The organism is Streptococcus mitis (assembly GCF_000960025.1).
GTDB classification, from domain to species: Bacteria; Bacillota; Bacilli; order Lactobacillales; family Streptococcaceae; genus Streptococcus; species Streptococcus mitis_DH.
The window spans coordinates 617,203-632,962 of the sequence record NZ_JYGQ01000001.1; the positions used below are offsets into that span (position 1 = coordinate 617,203).

A 15,760-nucleotide genomic window follows, 5' to 3' on the forward strand; every position below is an offset into this window, starting at 1 on the left:
AGTGAAATGAGGCATTTATTAATGCAGGATAGAAATTTAGTGAATGTCAATCTGACAAAGGAGATGAAGACGAGCTTTATTGACTACGCTATGAGTGTTATCGTAGCGCGGGCTCTTCCTGATGTTCGAGATGGCTTGAAACCCGTCCACCGTCGGATTCTCTACGGAATGAATGAACTGGGTGTTACTCCAGACAAACCTCATAAAAAATCTGCTCGTATTACAGGGGATGTCATGGGTAAATATCACCCACACGGGGATTCCTCTATCTATGAAGCCATGGTCCGTATGGCTCAATGGTGGAGCTATCGTTACATGCTTGTAGATGGTCATGGGAACTTTGGTTCCATGGATGGTGATGGTGCTGCCGCCCAGCGTTACACTGAGGCACGTATGAGCAAGATTGCTCTGGAGATGCTTCGTGATATTAACAAAAATACAGTTGACTTCGTTGATAACTATGATGCCAATGAACGTGAACCCTTGGTCTTGCCAGCGCGCTTTCCTAATCTTTTGGTTAATGGAGCAACTGGTATTGCTGTTGGGATGGCAACCAATATTCCACCTCATAACCTTGGTGAAACCATTGATGCAGTGAAGTTGGTTATGGACAATCCTGAAGTGACTACTAAGGACTTGATGGAAGTCTTGCCAGGGCCAGATTTTCCAACTGGTGCTCTTGTTATGGGGAAATCAGGTATTCATAAGGCTTATGAAACAGGTAAAGGATCGATTGTCCTCCGTTCACGTACTGAAATTGAAGAAACTAAAACTGGCCGTGAGCGTATTGTTGTAACAGAATTTCCTTATATGGTCAATAAAACAAAGGTGCATGAGCATATTGTTCGTTTGGTTCAGGAAAAACGTATTGAGGGGATTACAGCAGTCCGTGATGAGTCAAACCGTGAAGGTGTTCGATTTGTTATTGAAGTCAAGCGTGATGCCTCAGCCAATGTTATCCTCAACAACCTCTTCAAGATGACCCAGATGCAAACCAACTTTGGTTTTAATATGCTTGCAATCCAAAATGGGGTACCAAAGATTTTGTCCCTTCGTCAGATTTTGGATGCTTATATCGAGCACCAAAAAGAAGTGGTTGTTCGTCGTACTCGTTTTGATAAGGAAAAAGCAGAAGCGCGTGCTCATATCTTAGAAGGTCTCTTGATTGCGCTAGACCATATTGATGAAGTGATTCGTATCATCCGCGCTAGTGAAACGGATGCTGAAGCACAAGCTGAGTTGATGAGCAAGTTTAAGCTTTCTGAACGTCAAAGTCAAGCCATTCTTGATATGCGTCTTCGTCGTTTGACAGGTTTGGAACGTGATAAGATTCAGTCTGAGTATGATGACCTCTTGGCTTTGATTGCGGATTTGGCAGATATTCTTGCAAAACCAGAGCGTGTTTCTCAAATCATTAAAGATGAATTGGATGAAGTTAAGCGTAAGTTTGGAGATAATCGTCGTACAGAGTTGATGGTGGGAGAAGTCTTGACTCTTGAAGATGAAGATTTGATTGAAGAATCGGATGTCTTAATTACACTTTCTAACAAAGGCTACATCAAACGTTTGGATCAAGGAGAATTCACTGCTCAAAAACGTGGTGGTCGTGGTGTCCAAGGGACAGGCGTTAAGGATGACGATTTTGTTCGTGAGTTAGTGTCAACCAGCACCCATGATCACCTACTCTTCTTTACAAATAAAGGACGTGTCTATCGCCTGAAAGGCTATGAAATTCCTGAGTATGGTCGTACAGCTAAGGGCTTGCCAATCGTCAATCTTTTGAAATTAGATGAAGGTGAAAGTATCCAGACCATCATCAATGTTGAGTCTGAACGTAGTGATGATGCTTATCTCTTCTTCACAACCCGTCATGGTATTGTGAAGAGAACTAGCGTTAAGGAATTTGCTAATATTCGTCAGAATGGACTCAAGGCTTTGAACCTCAAGGATGAAGATGAGTTGATTAATGTCTTGCTGACAGAAGAGGACACGGATATTATCATTGGTACAAAGTTTGGTTATTCAGTTCGCTTTAATCAATCAGCCGTTCGTGGTATGAGTCGTATCGCCACTGGTGTGAAAGGTGTTAACCTTCGTGACGGAGACACAGTTGTTGGTGCTAGTGTGATTACAGACCAGGACGAGGTTCTTATCATCACAGAAAAGGGCTATGGTAAGCGCACAGTTGCGACCGAATATCCAACTAAAGGTCGTGGTGGTAAAGGGATGCAAACCGCTAAGATTACAGAAAAGAACGGTTCTCTTGCTGGTCTTATGACCGTTAAAGGCGATGAAGATTTGATGATTATCACTGATACTGGTGTCATGATTCGAACCAATGTTGACAATATTTCACAAACAGGTCGCTCAACTATGGGAGTTAAAGTGATGCGCCTAGATCAAGATGCTAAAATTGTAACCTTTACTACGGTTGCAGCTGAAGAAAAAGAAGAAGTTGGGACAGAAAACGAAACAGAAGGTGAAGCATAATGTCTCATAAAAAGAATAAAAAGAAAACAAACCGTAAAAATTTACTAATCAATATCTTGGCAGGATTCTTAATCATCTTGTCAATAGCTTTGATTTTCAATTCAAAAATTCGTGATATGTTCATGGTTTGGAATACCAATAAATACCAAGTCAGCCAGGTATCAAAAGAAAAATTGGAAGAAAATCAAGATACAGAAGGGAATTTTGACTTTGATTCCGTAAAAGCCATCTCGTCAGAAGCTGTCTTGTCCTCACAATGGGATTCGCAAAAATTGCCAGTTATCGGTGGAATTGCTGTCCCTGAGGTAGAAATTAACTTGCCTATTTTTAAAGGGCTTGATAATGTCAATCTCTTCTATGGAGCCGGTACAATGAAGCGTGATCAAGTGATGGGGAAAGGAAACTATACCCTTGCGAGCCATCACATCTTCACGGCGGAAAACGCCAGCCAAATGCTCTTTTCTCCATTATCACGCGCTAAAAATGGGATGAAAATTTATCTTACTGATAAGGATAAAGTTTATACCTATGAAATCCGTGAAGTGAAGCATGTGACTCCAGATCGCGTTGATGAGATTGATGACCGTACCGGAGTTGATGAAATCACACTTGTAACCTGTGTTGACTATGATGCGACAGAACGTATTATCGTAAAAGGTGACCTGAAAGATACAAAAGACTATTCACAAACCCCTGAAGAAATTCTAACAGCTTTCAATCAACCATATAAACAACGTTATTAAAGATAAATCAGTAAAATCTTAGGTTTTACTGATTTTTTATAGATTGAATTTCAAAATAAACTGTTATGAAATACAGAAAACGTTTCCTTAATTCTAAAGTTTGTGATATAATTATCAGGTAAAAAAATTTTAGGAGTTTGTTATGGTTTCTTCAGAATTTATCTCAAAGATTGAATTTGCTTGCAAGAAAAAAGAAAGTCTTTATAGTCAAAGCAAATTTAAGTATGCGATTCGTTCGATGTTCGCAGGTGCCTTTTTAACCTTCAGTACAGCTGCTGGTGCAGTTGGGGCTGACTTGATTAATAAAATTGCACCAGGTAGTGGACGTTTCCTCTTCCCCTTTGTCTTTGCTTGGGGCTTGGCCTACATTGTTTTCTTGAATGCCGAGTTGGTAACATCAAACATGATGTTCTTGACTGCGGGTAGTTTCTTGAAAAAAATCTCTTGGAGAAAAACAGCTGAGATTTTACTTTACTGTACCTTGTTCAACCTTATCGGGGCTTTGATAGCAGGTTGGGGCTTTGCCCATTCGGCAGCTTATGCACATCTGACACACGATAGTTTCATCTCAGGGGTTGTTGAGATGAAGTTAGGCCGTTCAAATGAATTAATCTTGCTTGAGGCGATTTTGGCAAATATTTTCGTAAATATTGCGATTCTTTCATTTGTTTTGGTCAAAGATGGTGGTGCTAAACTATGGCTCGTTTTATCAGCGATTTACATGTTTGTATTCTTAACAAACGAGCACATTGCTGCGAACTTTGCTTCTTTCGCGATTGTAAAATTCAGTGTTGCTGCTGACTCAATTGCCAACTTCGGTATTGGAAATATGCTTCGCCACTGGGGTGTAACCTTCATCGGAAACTTTATCGGAGGAGGCCTCTTGATGGGTCTTCCATATGCCTTCCTCAATAAAAATGAAGATACTTATGTAGATTAAGAAAATGAGCACGATTGAGTCGTGCTTTTTTCATTTTTAAAATAGAGTAATAGCTATTTGTTATATCAAAATATAGAAAACTAATATTGGTAAACTATACCTTAAGGTGCTACAATATCTTTAATCAAACTATTAGGAGGTCGCCCTATGACTCGTGATTTTAAATTTGAAACTTTGCAACTACATGCTGGTCAAGTTGTGGATCCAGCTACCAAGTCTCGTGCAGTGCCGATTTATCAAACAACATCCTTTGTTTTTGATGATACGCAGGAAGGTGCCGATTTGTTTGCCTTGAGAAAACCAGGGAACATTTATACTCGTATTACCAATCCTACAACAGCTGCCTTTGAAGAAAGAATTGCTGCCCTTGAAGGTGGTGTCGGAGCTCTTGCAACTGCATCAGGTATGTCCGCAGTGACTTATACGATTTTGGCACTTGCCCACGCTGGTGACCATGTAGTTGCAGCATCAACTATTTACGGTGGAACCTTCAATCTTTTGAAAGAAACCCTTCCTCGTTATGGTATCACAACAACCTTTGTCGATGTGGATAATTTGGAGGAAGTAGAAGCAGCGATCAAAGACAATACCAAGCTTGTCTTGATTGAAACCTTGGGGAATCCCTTGATAAACATTCCTGATTTGGAAAAATTGGCTGAGATTACGCATAAGTATCAGATTCCTCTTGTTTCTGACAATACTTTTGCTACACCTTATTTGATTAACGTCTTTTCTCACGGTGTCGATATTGCTATTCACTCTGCGACTAAGTTTATCGGTGGGCATGGTACGACTATTGGTGGAGTGATTGTCGATAGCGGTCGTTTTGACTGGGCAGCTTCAGGGAAATTCCCTCAATTTGTTGACGAGGATCCAAGTTATCACAACTTGAGCTATACTCGCGATGTGGGGGCAGCAGCCTTTATTATCGCTGTCCGTGTTCAATTGCTTCGTGATACAGGTGCAGCCTTGTCACCATTTAATGCCTTCCTCTTGCTTCAAGGACTGGAAACCCTTTCTCTTCGTGTGGAACGCCATGTGCAAAATGCTGAGAAAATTGTTGATTTTCTTGTAAATCATCCTAAGGTAGAAAAAGTCAACTATCCAAAATTGGCAGATAGTCCTTATCATGCCTTGGCTGAGAAATATTTACCAAAAGGTGTGGGTTCAATCTTTACCTTCCATGTCAAAGGGGGAGAGGCAGAAGCACGCAAGGTAATTGATCATTTAGAAATCTTCTCTGACCTAGCAAACGTGGCAGATGCTAAATCTCTTGTTGTCCATCCAGCAACAACCACTCACGGTCAATTGTCAGAAAAAGACCTAGAAGCAGCAGGTGTCACACCAAACCAAATTCGTTTGTCAATCGGACTTGAAAATGTAGAGGATTTGATTGAAGACTTGCGATTGGCCTTGGAGAAAATTTAAAGTAAAAGAAGATAAACAGTGGGTTTCGACTCGCTGTTTTTGATTTTCCTTCAGGCATGATATAATGGTTAAAGAAGTCTAGAAAGAGGAACGATATGAACGAAATCAAATGTCCCAACTGTGGGGAAGTCTTTACAGTAAATGAGAGCCAGTATGCTGAACTTTTATCCCAAGTGAGAACGGCAGAGTTTGATAAGGAACTACATGATCGGATGAAGCAGGAACTGGCCTTGGCTGAGCAAAAGGCCATGAATGAACAACAGTCTAAACTAGCTCAAAAAGACCAAGAAATTGCGCAATTACAGAGTCAAATCCAAAACTTTGATACAGAAAAAGAACTGGCCAAGAAAGAGGTTGAACAGACAAGCCATCAGGCTTTATTAGCAAAAGACAAGGAAGTGCAGGCCTTGGAAAACCAATTGGCCACCTTGCGTTTGGAGCATGAAAATCAACTACAGAAGACCCTCTCCGACTTAGAAAAAGAACGTGATCAAGTCCAAAATCAGCTCCTCTTGCAAGAAAAGGAAAATGAGCTGTCTTTGGCTTCTGTTAAACAAAACTATGAAGCCCAGCTTAAAGCAGCCAGTGAACAAGTCGAATTTTACAAGAATTTCAAAGCCCAACAATCCACAAAAGCAATTGGGGAAAGTCTGGAACAGTATGCGGAAAGTGAGTTTAACAAGGTCCGTAGTTTCGCCTTTCCAAATGCTTACTTTGAGAAGGATAACAAGATTTCAGCGCGTGGGTCTAAGGGTGACTTTATCTTCCGTGAGAGTGATGAAAATGGTGTTGAAATCATTTCCATCATGTTTGAGATGAAAAATGAAGCAGATGGAACAGAGAAGAAGCACAAGAATACAGATTTTTATAAGGAATTGGACGAGGACCGTCGGGAGAAGAACTGTGAATATGCGGTTTTGGTGTCTATGCTTGAGGCCGATAATGACTACTTTAACACAGGGATTGTTGACGTTAGTCACGAGTATGAAAAGATGTATGTGGTTCGTCCTCAATTCTTTATCCAGTTGATTGGGCTCTTGCGAAATGCGGCGCTTAATTCCCTAAAATATAAGCAGGAGTTGGCTTTGGTTCGGGAGCAAAATATTGACATCACTCATTTTGAAGAGGACTTGGATGCCTTTAAGCTAGCTTTTGCTAAGAACTATAATTCGGCTTCGACTAACTTTGGCAAAGCCATCGATGAAATCGACAAGGCCATCAAACGCATGGAAGAGGTCAAGAAGTTCCTAACCACATCCGAAAACCAACTTCGCCTCGCAAACAATAAATTGGAAGATGTTTCGGTCAAAAAATTGACTCGGAAAAATCCAACTATGAAAGCGAAGTTTGAAGCATTGAAGGGGGAGTAGTATTACCTTAGAAACAGGAATTTATATGAAAAGAGCTATAGAAATTATTAGAACATGGTCAGCTGATAAAATAGAATTAATTTTTCTTAAAATTATATTTAAATATTTGCTGTATTTTTTAGTGTTTTCAACAGTAATGGTTTATGTCTATATTTTTAACCATTCATCGACTGTTTATACAAAGCTATTAACAGTATTTCTTGTCCTTCTTATATTGTTTATTCTTCTATCTAAACTATTACTTGATAAGGCTTTAATTGATATTTTATTTGAAGATATCAATTTAACAAAGTATCAGGATATAGTTGCTAGAGCTGATGCAAATTCTTTAAATAGAAATGTTCAGATTCTTCCAAAATATTTGGCAAATGCAAGAGTATCCTTTTATAGAGGATACTTCCAAGATAGTTTAGAATTGCTGAATAAAATAAAAAATAGTAATCTAAAAAAATCCAAAAATCTCTACTATATATTTCATATCAAGTATTATAGCATCCTAAACTTGGTTCATTTGAATGATTGTTTAGAATTGCAAGAATTAATAGTAGAAATTGAAGAACTAACAAGTAATGTTCAATCGCAAATTTTAAAATATCAGGAAGAAATTTTGAGTTTAAAGGCTATTGTTGATATCTATTGCAATAAAAAATCAAACGACTACTTCGACACCACTGAACCAGAAAATAAATTAGCTCGAATCATGTTCTCTTATTACGGAGCTCTCAATGCCCAGCTAAAAGGAGATGAAGATCGTGCCCGTAGTTTGTTTGAAAGTATCGTCCATGAAAATCCAGAGCTTTTCTATGTTCAGGAAGCGAAGAAATATTTAGAATTAGTGAAATGAGAGTAATATATGAAATTAGTAAAAAAAATAGTTGGTTCAGCGACAGAAAACACTCTTCTACAACTTGATAGGACTATTCTAATTTGCTCAATTATTGGACTTGTTTTGGATGTGATGGCTGTTTTTTTAGTTTTCCAAAGTGATACCAAAAAGTGGGGAGTAATATTATTAGTAGTAGTATTACTTATTCTTACTCTAGTTTTATACCTACGTTTTGTCCTAAACAAAGTTATTTATCTAATGTTAAACGATGCTATTAATCTTAAGCTCTATGTAGACATGTACAGGGTTCAATCTGAGAAATCCATTAAGATTTTTAGGGCAACATATCGTGAGTATTACCAATTTATCCAAGGTCAAGTGGCTTATCTAAAAGGAGATTTTCAATCAGCCAAGGAAAATATGTCCAAATATGATTTGAAAAAAATTTGGGGTAGACTAAGAGGCTATACATTTTTAATATCAACCTATGAATTATTAAAAGTTTCCATTCATCTTCAAGATGCGCAAGATATTGCTTTCTTTGAGGAACAATTGTCCAAGGCGCCAGATTATAAAGGAGGAAAAGTTAAACTCGTTGCTCAAACTCAAGCCATAAAAGATATTGTGTTCAATAAAGAAGTGAACGACTACTTCGACACCACTGAACCAGAAAGTAATCTAGCTCGAATCATGTTTTCGTATTACGGAGCTCTCAATGCCCAATTAAAAGGAGATGAAGCCCGTGCCCGTAGTTTGTTTGAAAGTATCGCCCATGAAAATCCAGAGCTCTTTTGTGTTCAGGAAGCTAGGAAGTATTTAGAAAATGAGCTGATATAGTTTTAAAATCTGTCTAAGATAGAATATGTTGATGTAAAGTGAAAAGGGAATTAGAAAGCAAATATGAATGGTATTATCAACTTAAAAAAAGAAGCGGGGATGACCTCGCATGATGCGGTTTTTAAACTGCGTAAGATTTTGGGAACAAAGAAAATTGGTCATGGTGGGACCTTGGATCCGGATGTGGTGGGTGTTTTGCCTATTGCAGTTGGCAAGGCAACCCGCATGGTCGAGTTTATGCAGGACGAGGGCAAGGTCTATGAGGGGGAAATCACTCTTGGCTATTCAACGACGACAGAGGATGCTAGTGGGGAAGTGGTCGCAGAGACACCCGTTCTGTCGCCCTTGGATGAAAAGCTTATTGATGAAGCGATTACGAATCTGACTGGACCTATTAGTCAGATTCCGCCTATGTATTCAGCTGTCAAGGTCAATGGTCGTAAGCTCTATGAGTATGCGCGTGCTGGTCAGGAAGTGGAGCGTCCAGAACGTCAGGTGACCATTTATCAATTTGAGCGGACAAGTCCGATTTCTTATGAGGGTCATCTTGCACGCTTTACTTTTCGTGTAAAATGTAGCAAGGGGACTTATATCCGTACCTTATCGGTTGACTTAGGAGACAAGCTTGGTTATGCGGCTCATATGTCACATCTGACTCGAACTAGTGCAGCTGGTTTACAGCTAGAAGACGCTCTTACCTTGGAAGAAATTGCTGAAAGAGTGGAGATTGGTCAACTGGACTTTCTCCATCCTCTAGAGATTGGGACAGGAGACCTCGTCAAAGTTTTACTAACTCCAGAAGAGGCTACAGAAGTACGCTTTGGTCGTTTTATAGAACTCGAACAAACAGAACAAGAATTAGCTGCCTTTGAAGATGATAAATTGCTAGCCATTCTAGAAAAACGGGACAATCTCTACAAGCCAAGGAAGGTTTTTAGCTAGTCTAACTGAGGTGTAGGGAGTGTTGTTTCCCCTAGACTATCCAAATCAGACTATAAATTTTGCAAAAAATGTGATAGAATAGACGACGGATAAAAAAACGGAGGATAGCATGCAAAATAGACCAATCATTATCGGAGTGACAGGTGGTTCTGGTGGAGGTAAGACCAGTGTTTCAAGAGCCATTTTATCGCATTTTCCTGATGAAAAGATTTCCATGATTGAGCATGATTCATACTACAAGGATCAGTCTCATTTGACCTTTGAAGAGCGTGTCAAAACCAACTACGACCATCCTTTTGCCTTTGATACAGACTTAATGATTGAACAGATTAAGGAATTGTTGGCAGGACGTCCGGTGGACATCCCGACTTATGACTATACAGAGCATACACGGAGTAGCAAGACTTATCGTCAGGAGCCTCAAGATGTCTTTATCGTTGAGGGCATTTTGGTCTTGGAGGACAAGCGCCTGCGCGACTTGATGAATATCAAGATTTTTGTGGATACAGACGATGATGTGCGAATTATTCGTCGTATCAAGCGTGATATGGAGGAGCGTGGTCGTAGCCTTGATAGCGTTATTGACCAGTATTTAGGCGTAGTCAAACCTATGTACCATCAGTTTATCGAGCCAACTAAGCGTTATGCTGATATCGTCATTCCTGAGGGAGTCAGCAATACCGTGGCTATCGATCTTTTGACGACCAAGATTGCAAAGATTTTGGAAGAAGCTCGAAACAGCAAATAATCAGATGTGGAGGCCTTGCCTCCTTTTTCTATTTTTCTCTCATAATGGTACATAAATGGAGATTTTTAGGCATATTTTTGGTATAATAATACCCATGAAAGAGCAAGAAAATGAATAGTAGGTGGAGATGGAAAAGTATTTATCGGTAACAACTTTGACCAAGTATCTGAAAATGAAATTCGATAAAGACCCTTACTTGGAACGGGTCTATTTAACTGGTCAAGTTTCCAACTTTCGTAAACGACCTACTCACCAATATTTCTCCCTAAAAGATGATCATGCAGTTATTCAAGCGACCATCTGGTCTGGGATTTATCAGAAATTAGGCTTCGACCTGGAAGAAGGGATGAAAATCAATGTGATTGGGCGTGTACAGGTCTACGAACCAAGTGGTAGCTACTCCATCATCATTGAAAAGGCTGAGCCTGATGGGGTTGGGGCGCTTGCGATTCAGTTTGAACAACTCAAGAAAAAATTGACAGAAGAAGGCCTGTTTCAAGAACGCTTCAAGCAACCTCTGCCCCAATTTTCTAAGAGAATTGGTGTAGTAACCAGTCGCAGTGGAGCCGTTATTCGAGATATTATCACGACCGTCAGCAGGCGCTTTCCAGGTGTAGATATCCTTCTTTATCCGACTAAGGTTCAAGGAGATGGAGCAGCAGAAGAAATTGCTCGAAATATTGCGCGTGCCAATCAACGGGACGATTTGGATTTGCTGATTATTGGTCGTGGTGGAGGTTCTATCGAGGATCTTTGGGCCTTTAACGAAGAAATCGTGGTACGAGCGATTTTTGAATCTCGTTTACCAGTTATCTCTAGTGTGGGGCATGAGACGGATGTGACCTTGGCAGATTTTGTGGCAGATCGCCGCGCTGCGACGCCAACAGCTGCAGCTGAACTAGCAACACCTGTGACCAAGTTGGATCTATTAGCTCATTTGCAAAATCAGGAAAAACGGATGGCAACAGCAGTCCGAAATGTCCTATCGAAGAAACAAGAATCTTTAAAAAAATGTAGTCAGTCAGTCATCTTTAGACAGCCAGAACGTTTGTATGATGGCTATATGCAACGCTTGGATCAACTGCAACTGCGCTTAAAACAAAGTTTGCGAACACGGATTTCTGATAACAAACAGACAGTACAAGCAAGGACGCATCGACTGGTACAATTATCACCTGTTACCAAAATTCAACGTTATCAAGACCGTCTAGGCCAGTTGGATAAGCTCCTCCGTAGCCAAATGGCTTTGGTTTATGATGCCAAGGTTGCTGAAGTCAAGCGTCTTTCAGAAGCTTTGCTCATGTTGGATACCAGTCGAATCGTGGCGCGTGGTTATGCTATTGTCAAAAAAGAAGAGTCAGTTGTGGATTCGGTTGAGAGTTTGAAGAAAAAAGACCAAGTGACGCTTTTGATGCGAGATGGTCAAGTAGAATTAGAGGTTAAAGATGTCAAAACAAAAGAAATTTGAGGAAAATCTAGCAGAACTGGAGACTATTGTCCAAAGTTTGGAAAATGGTGAAATAGCTCTAGAAGATGCGATTGCGGCCTTTCAAAAGGGCATGCTCTTGTCAAAAGAGCTCCAAGCGACGCTGGACAAGGCTGAAAAGACCTTGGTTAAGGTTATGCAAGAAGACGGAACAGAAAGTGATTTTGAATGAAAAAACAAGAAAAATTAGCTCTTGTCCAGTCGGCTTTGGAAGACTTTTATGGAGACCAGCAGTTTGCCTCTAGTTTGCGAGAGTCTGTTCTCTATTCCATTCATGCTGGTGGCAAGCGTATTCGACCTTTTCTCTTGTTAGAAGTTTTGGAAGCCTTGCAGGTCGCTATTAAACCGGCACATGCACAGGTGGCTGCAGCCTTGGAAATGATTCATACAGGGAGTTTGATTCATGATGATCTTCCAGCTATGGATGATGATGATTACCGTCGAGGGCGTTTGACCAACCATAAGAAATTCGGTGAAGCTATGGCGATTTTGGCTGGAGATGCTTTGTTCCTAGATCCCTATGCCTTGATAGCGCAGGCAGATTTGCCAAGTCAGATTAAGGTAGACTTGATTGCCAACTTATCCCTTGCTTCAGGTAGTCTGGGTATGGTGGCAGGGCAGGTTTTGGACATGGAGGGTGAACACCAGCATTTGTCTTTGGAAGAACTCCAGACTATTCATGCTAATAAGACTGGAAAACTACTAGCTTATCCCTTCCAAGCAGCTGCTATTATAGCCGAATTGGCACCTGAAATGCAGGCAAAGCTGAAAACTATTGGGGAATTGATTGGACTTGCTTTTCAAGTTCGAGACGATGTACTGGATGTGACAGCTAGTTTTGAGGAAATCGGCAAGACACCACAAAAGGATCTACAGGCAGAAAAATCAACCTATCCAGCCTTGTTGGGCTTGGAAGAGGCTATTGCCTTTTGTAATCAGACTTTGGATCAAGCTAATGCCAAATTAGAAGAAATTGCCCAGCAGATTCCCTTTGAAACAGAGTCGATTGTATGTGTAGTAGAAAGTTTGAGAATCAATGGCTAAGGAAAGAGTGGATGTACTAGCTTATAAACAGGGCTTGTTTGAAACGCGAGAACAGGCTAAGCGCGGTGTGATGGCTGGTCTAGTCGTAGCAGTCCTTAATGGAGAACGCTTTGACAAGCCAGGAGAGAAAATTCCAGATGACACCGAGCTGAAACTCAAGGGTGAAAAGCTCAAATATGTCAGCCGTGGTGGCTTGAAATTAGAAAAGGCCTTGCAAGTCTTTGATTTGTCAGTTGATGGAGCGACCACAATTGATATCGGTGCTTCTACTGGTGGTTTTACCGATGTCATGTTGCAAAATGGTGCTGAGTTGGTCTTTGCAGTCGATGTTGGTACCAATCAGTTGGCTTGGAAACTACGCCAGGACCCGAGAGTTGTCAGCATGGAGCAGTTTAATTTCCGCTATGCTGAAAGGACTGACTTTGAGCAGGAACCAAGTTTTGCCAGTATTGATGTAAGTTTCATTTCCCTTAGTCTGATCTTACCAGCCTTGCATCGTGTGTTGGCTGATCAAGGTCAGGTTGTGGCTTTGGTTAAGCCCCAGTTTGAGGCAGGTCGTGAGCAGATTGGGAAAAATGGAATTATTCGAGATGCCAAGGTTCATCAGAATGTCCTTGAATCTGTCACAGCTATGGCAGTAGAGGAAGGCTTTTCAGTCCTTGGATTGGACTTTTCTCCCATCCAAGGTGGGCATGGAAATATTGAGTTTTTAGCGTATTTGAAAAAAGAAGAGTCAGCAAGCAATCAGGTTCTTGCTGAGATTGAAGAAGTAGTAGAGAGGGCGCATAGTCAATTTAAAAATGAATAAAAAAGAGAGACTTGAAAAAATTAGACGATTTGTGACAGATTATCAAATCGGTACACAAGAAGAAATTGTAGAACATTTGAAAGAGGCAGGAATCACTGCCACTCAAGCGACGGTATCTCGAGATATCAAAGAATTAGGTATTGTCAAAATTCCTTTGAGAGACAACACCTATGTCTATGAATTGCCAAAATCAATCGTAAAAAGTTTGCAACTGGCTGAAGACAATATCGAATCGGCAGAATTGATGGACAAGATGATCAATCTCCAAGTCATCCCAGGAAATACAGCCTTTGTGAAAGCTCAGTTAATCGAGACTTTTGCGGACAAAATTTTTAGCTGTTTAGCTGATGATAGCTCGATTTTAGTCATTGCCAGAAGTGAAAGTCTAGCTGAGGAAATCTTTGAACAAGTAAAAAATTGGTAGGTCTATATGTTACTTGAAATTTCGATAAAAAACTTTGCCATTATTGAGGCTATATCTCTCAATTTTGAAAAGGGGATGACGGTTCTGACCGGTGAAACAGGTGCAGGGAAGTCGATTATCATTGATGCCATGAATATGATGTTGGGAGCTCGTGCGACGACAGATGTTATTCGTCATGGTGCGCCAAAGGCAGAGATTGAGGGGCTTTTCTCAGTTGAGAATAGTCGCCTTTTACAGGAAATTTTTGATGAGCAAGGTTTAGAATTAGGTGATGAAATTATCATCCGTCGGGAAATTCTGCAAAACGGTCGTAGTATCAGCCGTGTCAATGGCCAGATGGTCAATCTATCTGTTTTGCGTGCTATTGGCCAACATCTGGTGGATATACATGGTCAGCATGACCAAGAAGAGTTAATGCGTCCCCAACTGCATATCCAGATGTTGGATGAATTTGGTGATACAGCCTTTTGGGCCTTGAAAGAAACCTATCAAACGAGTTTTGATGCCTACCGTAAAATGCGTAAGCAGGTTCTGGAAGTCAAGAAAAACCAACAGGAACACAAGGCTCGTATTGAAATGTTGGAATTTCAAATGGCAGAGATTGAGGCAGCAAACTTGCAGGCTGGAGAAGATTTGGTTCTCAATCAAGAGCGAGAGAAACTCCTCAACCATAAAAATATTGCGGATACGTTGACCAATGCCTACAGCATGTTGGACAATGAAGATTTTTCAAGTCTAGCCAATGTTCGTTCAGCTATGAATGACATGGAAAGTGTCGAAGAGTACGATCCTGAATACCGTGAAATTTCAAGCTCACTATCTGAGACCTACTATGTCTTAGAAGACATTAGCAAGCGTCTGGAAGCTATTATTGAGGACCTTGATTTTGATGGCAATCGTCTCATGCAGGTTGAGAATCGTTTGGACCTCCTTCATACTATTACCCGCAAGTATGGTGGGACTGTAGACGATGTCTTGCTTTATTTTGCCAAGATTACGGAAGAATACAATCTCTTGACAGGCAATAACCTTTCGTCTGAGGACATGGAAGCAGAGCTTAAAAAATTGGAAGTCAATCTTGTTGATTTGGCAGGTCAGCTTGCATCTGCTCGTCATGATTTGGCCCAGCAGCTCGAAGCAGAGATTAAACAAGAACTGCAAGACCTGTATATGGAAAAAGCCCAGTTTCAGGTTCGTTTTAGCAAGGGCAAATTCAGTCGTGAGGGCAATGAAATGGTTGAGTTTTACATTTCAACCAACCCTGGCGAAGACTTTAAACCCTTGGTCAAGGTTGCGTCCGGTGGGGAATTATCCCGTCTCATGCTAGCTATCAAGTCTGCTTTTTCACGTAAAGAAGGCAAGACAAGTATTGTCTTTGATGAAGTGGATACAGGAGTTTCAGGTCGTGTAGCTCAGGCTATTGCACAGAAGATTCACAAGATTGGCCAACATGGTCAGGTTCTAGCTATCTCCCACTTGCCACAAGTGATTGCGATTGCAGATTATCAATTTTTTATTGAGAAGATTAGCAATGAGCATTCAACGGTTTCGACTGTTCGTCTCTTGACGGTTGAAGAGCGAGTGGAAGAAGTTGCTAAGATGTTGGCAGGTGATGATGTGACGGAAGCAGCCCTGACGCAAGCCAGAGAATTGTTGAGAAACAAGGAGAAATAA

General features: G+C 40.7%; 15 protein-coding genes. All 15 read left to right on the forward strand.

Annotated features, from left to right (window positions below):
• Nucleotides 1–21 precede the first annotated feature (21 nt).
• The 15 genes from gyrA to recN all read left to right on the forward strand — a co-directional run bounded on the left by gyrA (nt 22) and on the right by recN (nt 15,760).
• Nucleotides 22–2,490 carry a DNA gyrase subunit A gene (gene gyrA, locus TZ91_RS03225; RefSeq protein WP_033686927.1) on the forward strand — a complete coding sequence of 823 codons (2,469 nt, stop codon included), beginning with the start codon at nt 22–24 and terminating at the stop codon, nt 2,488–2,490.
• Nucleotides 2,490–3,233, forward strand: a complete 744-nt coding sequence (locus TZ91_RS03230) for a class A sortase (protein WP_033686926.1) — start codon at nt 2,490–2,492, stop codon at nt 3,231–3,233. The genes gyrA and TZ91_RS03230 overlap by 1 nt, the downstream gene beginning before the upstream one ends.
• A gap of 142 nt (nt 3,234–3,375) precedes the next feature.
• A complete protein-coding gene (locus TZ91_RS03235) occupies nt 3,376–4,173 on the forward strand; it encodes a formate/nitrite transporter family protein (protein WP_020902891.1) in 798 nt (265 codons plus the stop codon).
• 147 nt (nt 4,174–4,320) lie between these two features.
• Entirely contained in the window at nt 4,321–5,601 is a 1,281-nt protein-coding gene (locus TZ91_RS03240) for an O-acetylhomoserine aminocarboxypropyltransferase/cysteine synthase family protein (protein WP_033686924.1), read from the forward strand.
• 95 nt (nt 5,602–5,696) lie between these two features.
• Nucleotides 5,697–6,971, forward strand: coding sequence for a DUF2130 domain-containing protein (locus TZ91_RS03245; protein ID WP_033686922.1), 1,275 nt, complete (start codon nt 5,697–5,699; stop codon nt 6,969–6,971).
• Nucleotides 6,972–6,996: 25 nt separating this feature from the next.
• Nucleotides 6,997–7,815, forward strand: a complete 819-nt coding sequence (locus TZ91_RS03250) for a hypothetical protein (RefSeq protein ID WP_033686921.1) — start codon at nt 6,997–6,999, stop codon at nt 7,813–7,815.
• Between the two features lie 9 nt (nt 7,816–7,824).
• Nucleotides 7,825–8,634 (forward strand): hypothetical protein, encoded by an 810-nt coding sequence (locus TZ91_RS03255; RefSeq protein WP_033686919.1) that lies wholly within the window; start codon nt 7,825–7,827, stop codon nt 8,632–8,634.
• 63 nt (nt 8,635–8,697) lie between these two features.
• Nucleotides 8,698–9,576 carry a tRNA pseudouridine(55) synthase TruB gene (gene truB, locus TZ91_RS03260; protein WP_033686918.1) on the forward strand — a complete coding sequence of 293 codons (879 nt, stop codon included), beginning with the start codon at nt 8,698–8,700 and terminating at the stop codon, nt 9,574–9,576.
• Nucleotides 9,577–9,685: 109 nt separating this feature from the next.
• Entirely contained in the window at nt 9,686–10,324 is a 639-nt protein-coding gene (gene udk / locus TZ91_RS03265) for a uridine kinase (protein ID WP_033686917.1), read from the forward strand.
• Nucleotides 10,325–10,451: 127 nt separating this feature from the next.
• Complete coding sequence (gene xseA, locus TZ91_RS03270; RefSeq protein WP_045597061.1) at nt 10,452–11,792, forward strand: exodeoxyribonuclease VII large subunit; 1,341 nt, start codon at nt 10,452–10,454, stop codon at nt 11,790–11,792.
• Nucleotides 11,770–11,982: an exodeoxyribonuclease VII small subunit gene (locus tag TZ91_RS03275; protein WP_000043225.1), complete on the forward strand. Its 213-nt coding sequence runs from the start codon at nt 11,770–11,772 to the stop codon at nt 11,980–11,982. Before xseA ends, TZ91_RS03275 begins: the two co-directional genes overlap by 23 nt.
• Complete coding sequence (locus tag TZ91_RS03280; protein ID WP_033686916.1) at nt 11,979–12,854, forward strand: polyprenyl synthetase family protein; 876 nt, start codon at nt 11,979–11,981, stop codon at nt 12,852–12,854. Before TZ91_RS03275 ends, TZ91_RS03280 begins: the two co-directional genes overlap by 4 nt.
• The gene (locus TZ91_RS03285; RefSeq protein WP_033686914.1) at nt 12,847–13,662 is read left to right on the forward strand and encodes a TlyA family RNA methyltransferase; all 816 of its coding nucleotides are present in this window, start codon (nt 12,847–12,849) and stop codon (nt 13,660–13,662) included. Before TZ91_RS03280 ends, TZ91_RS03285 begins: the two co-directional genes overlap by 8 nt.
• Entirely contained in the window at nt 13,655–14,086 is a 432-nt protein-coding gene (locus TZ91_RS03290; RefSeq protein ID WP_020900686.1) for an arginine repressor, read from the forward strand. Before TZ91_RS03285 ends, TZ91_RS03290 begins: the two co-directional genes overlap by 8 nt.
• Before the next feature lie 6 nt (nt 14,087–14,092).
• Entirely contained in the window at nt 14,093–15,760 is a 1,668-nt protein-coding gene (recN, locus tag TZ91_RS03295) for a DNA repair protein RecN (RefSeq protein WP_000923588.1), read from the forward strand.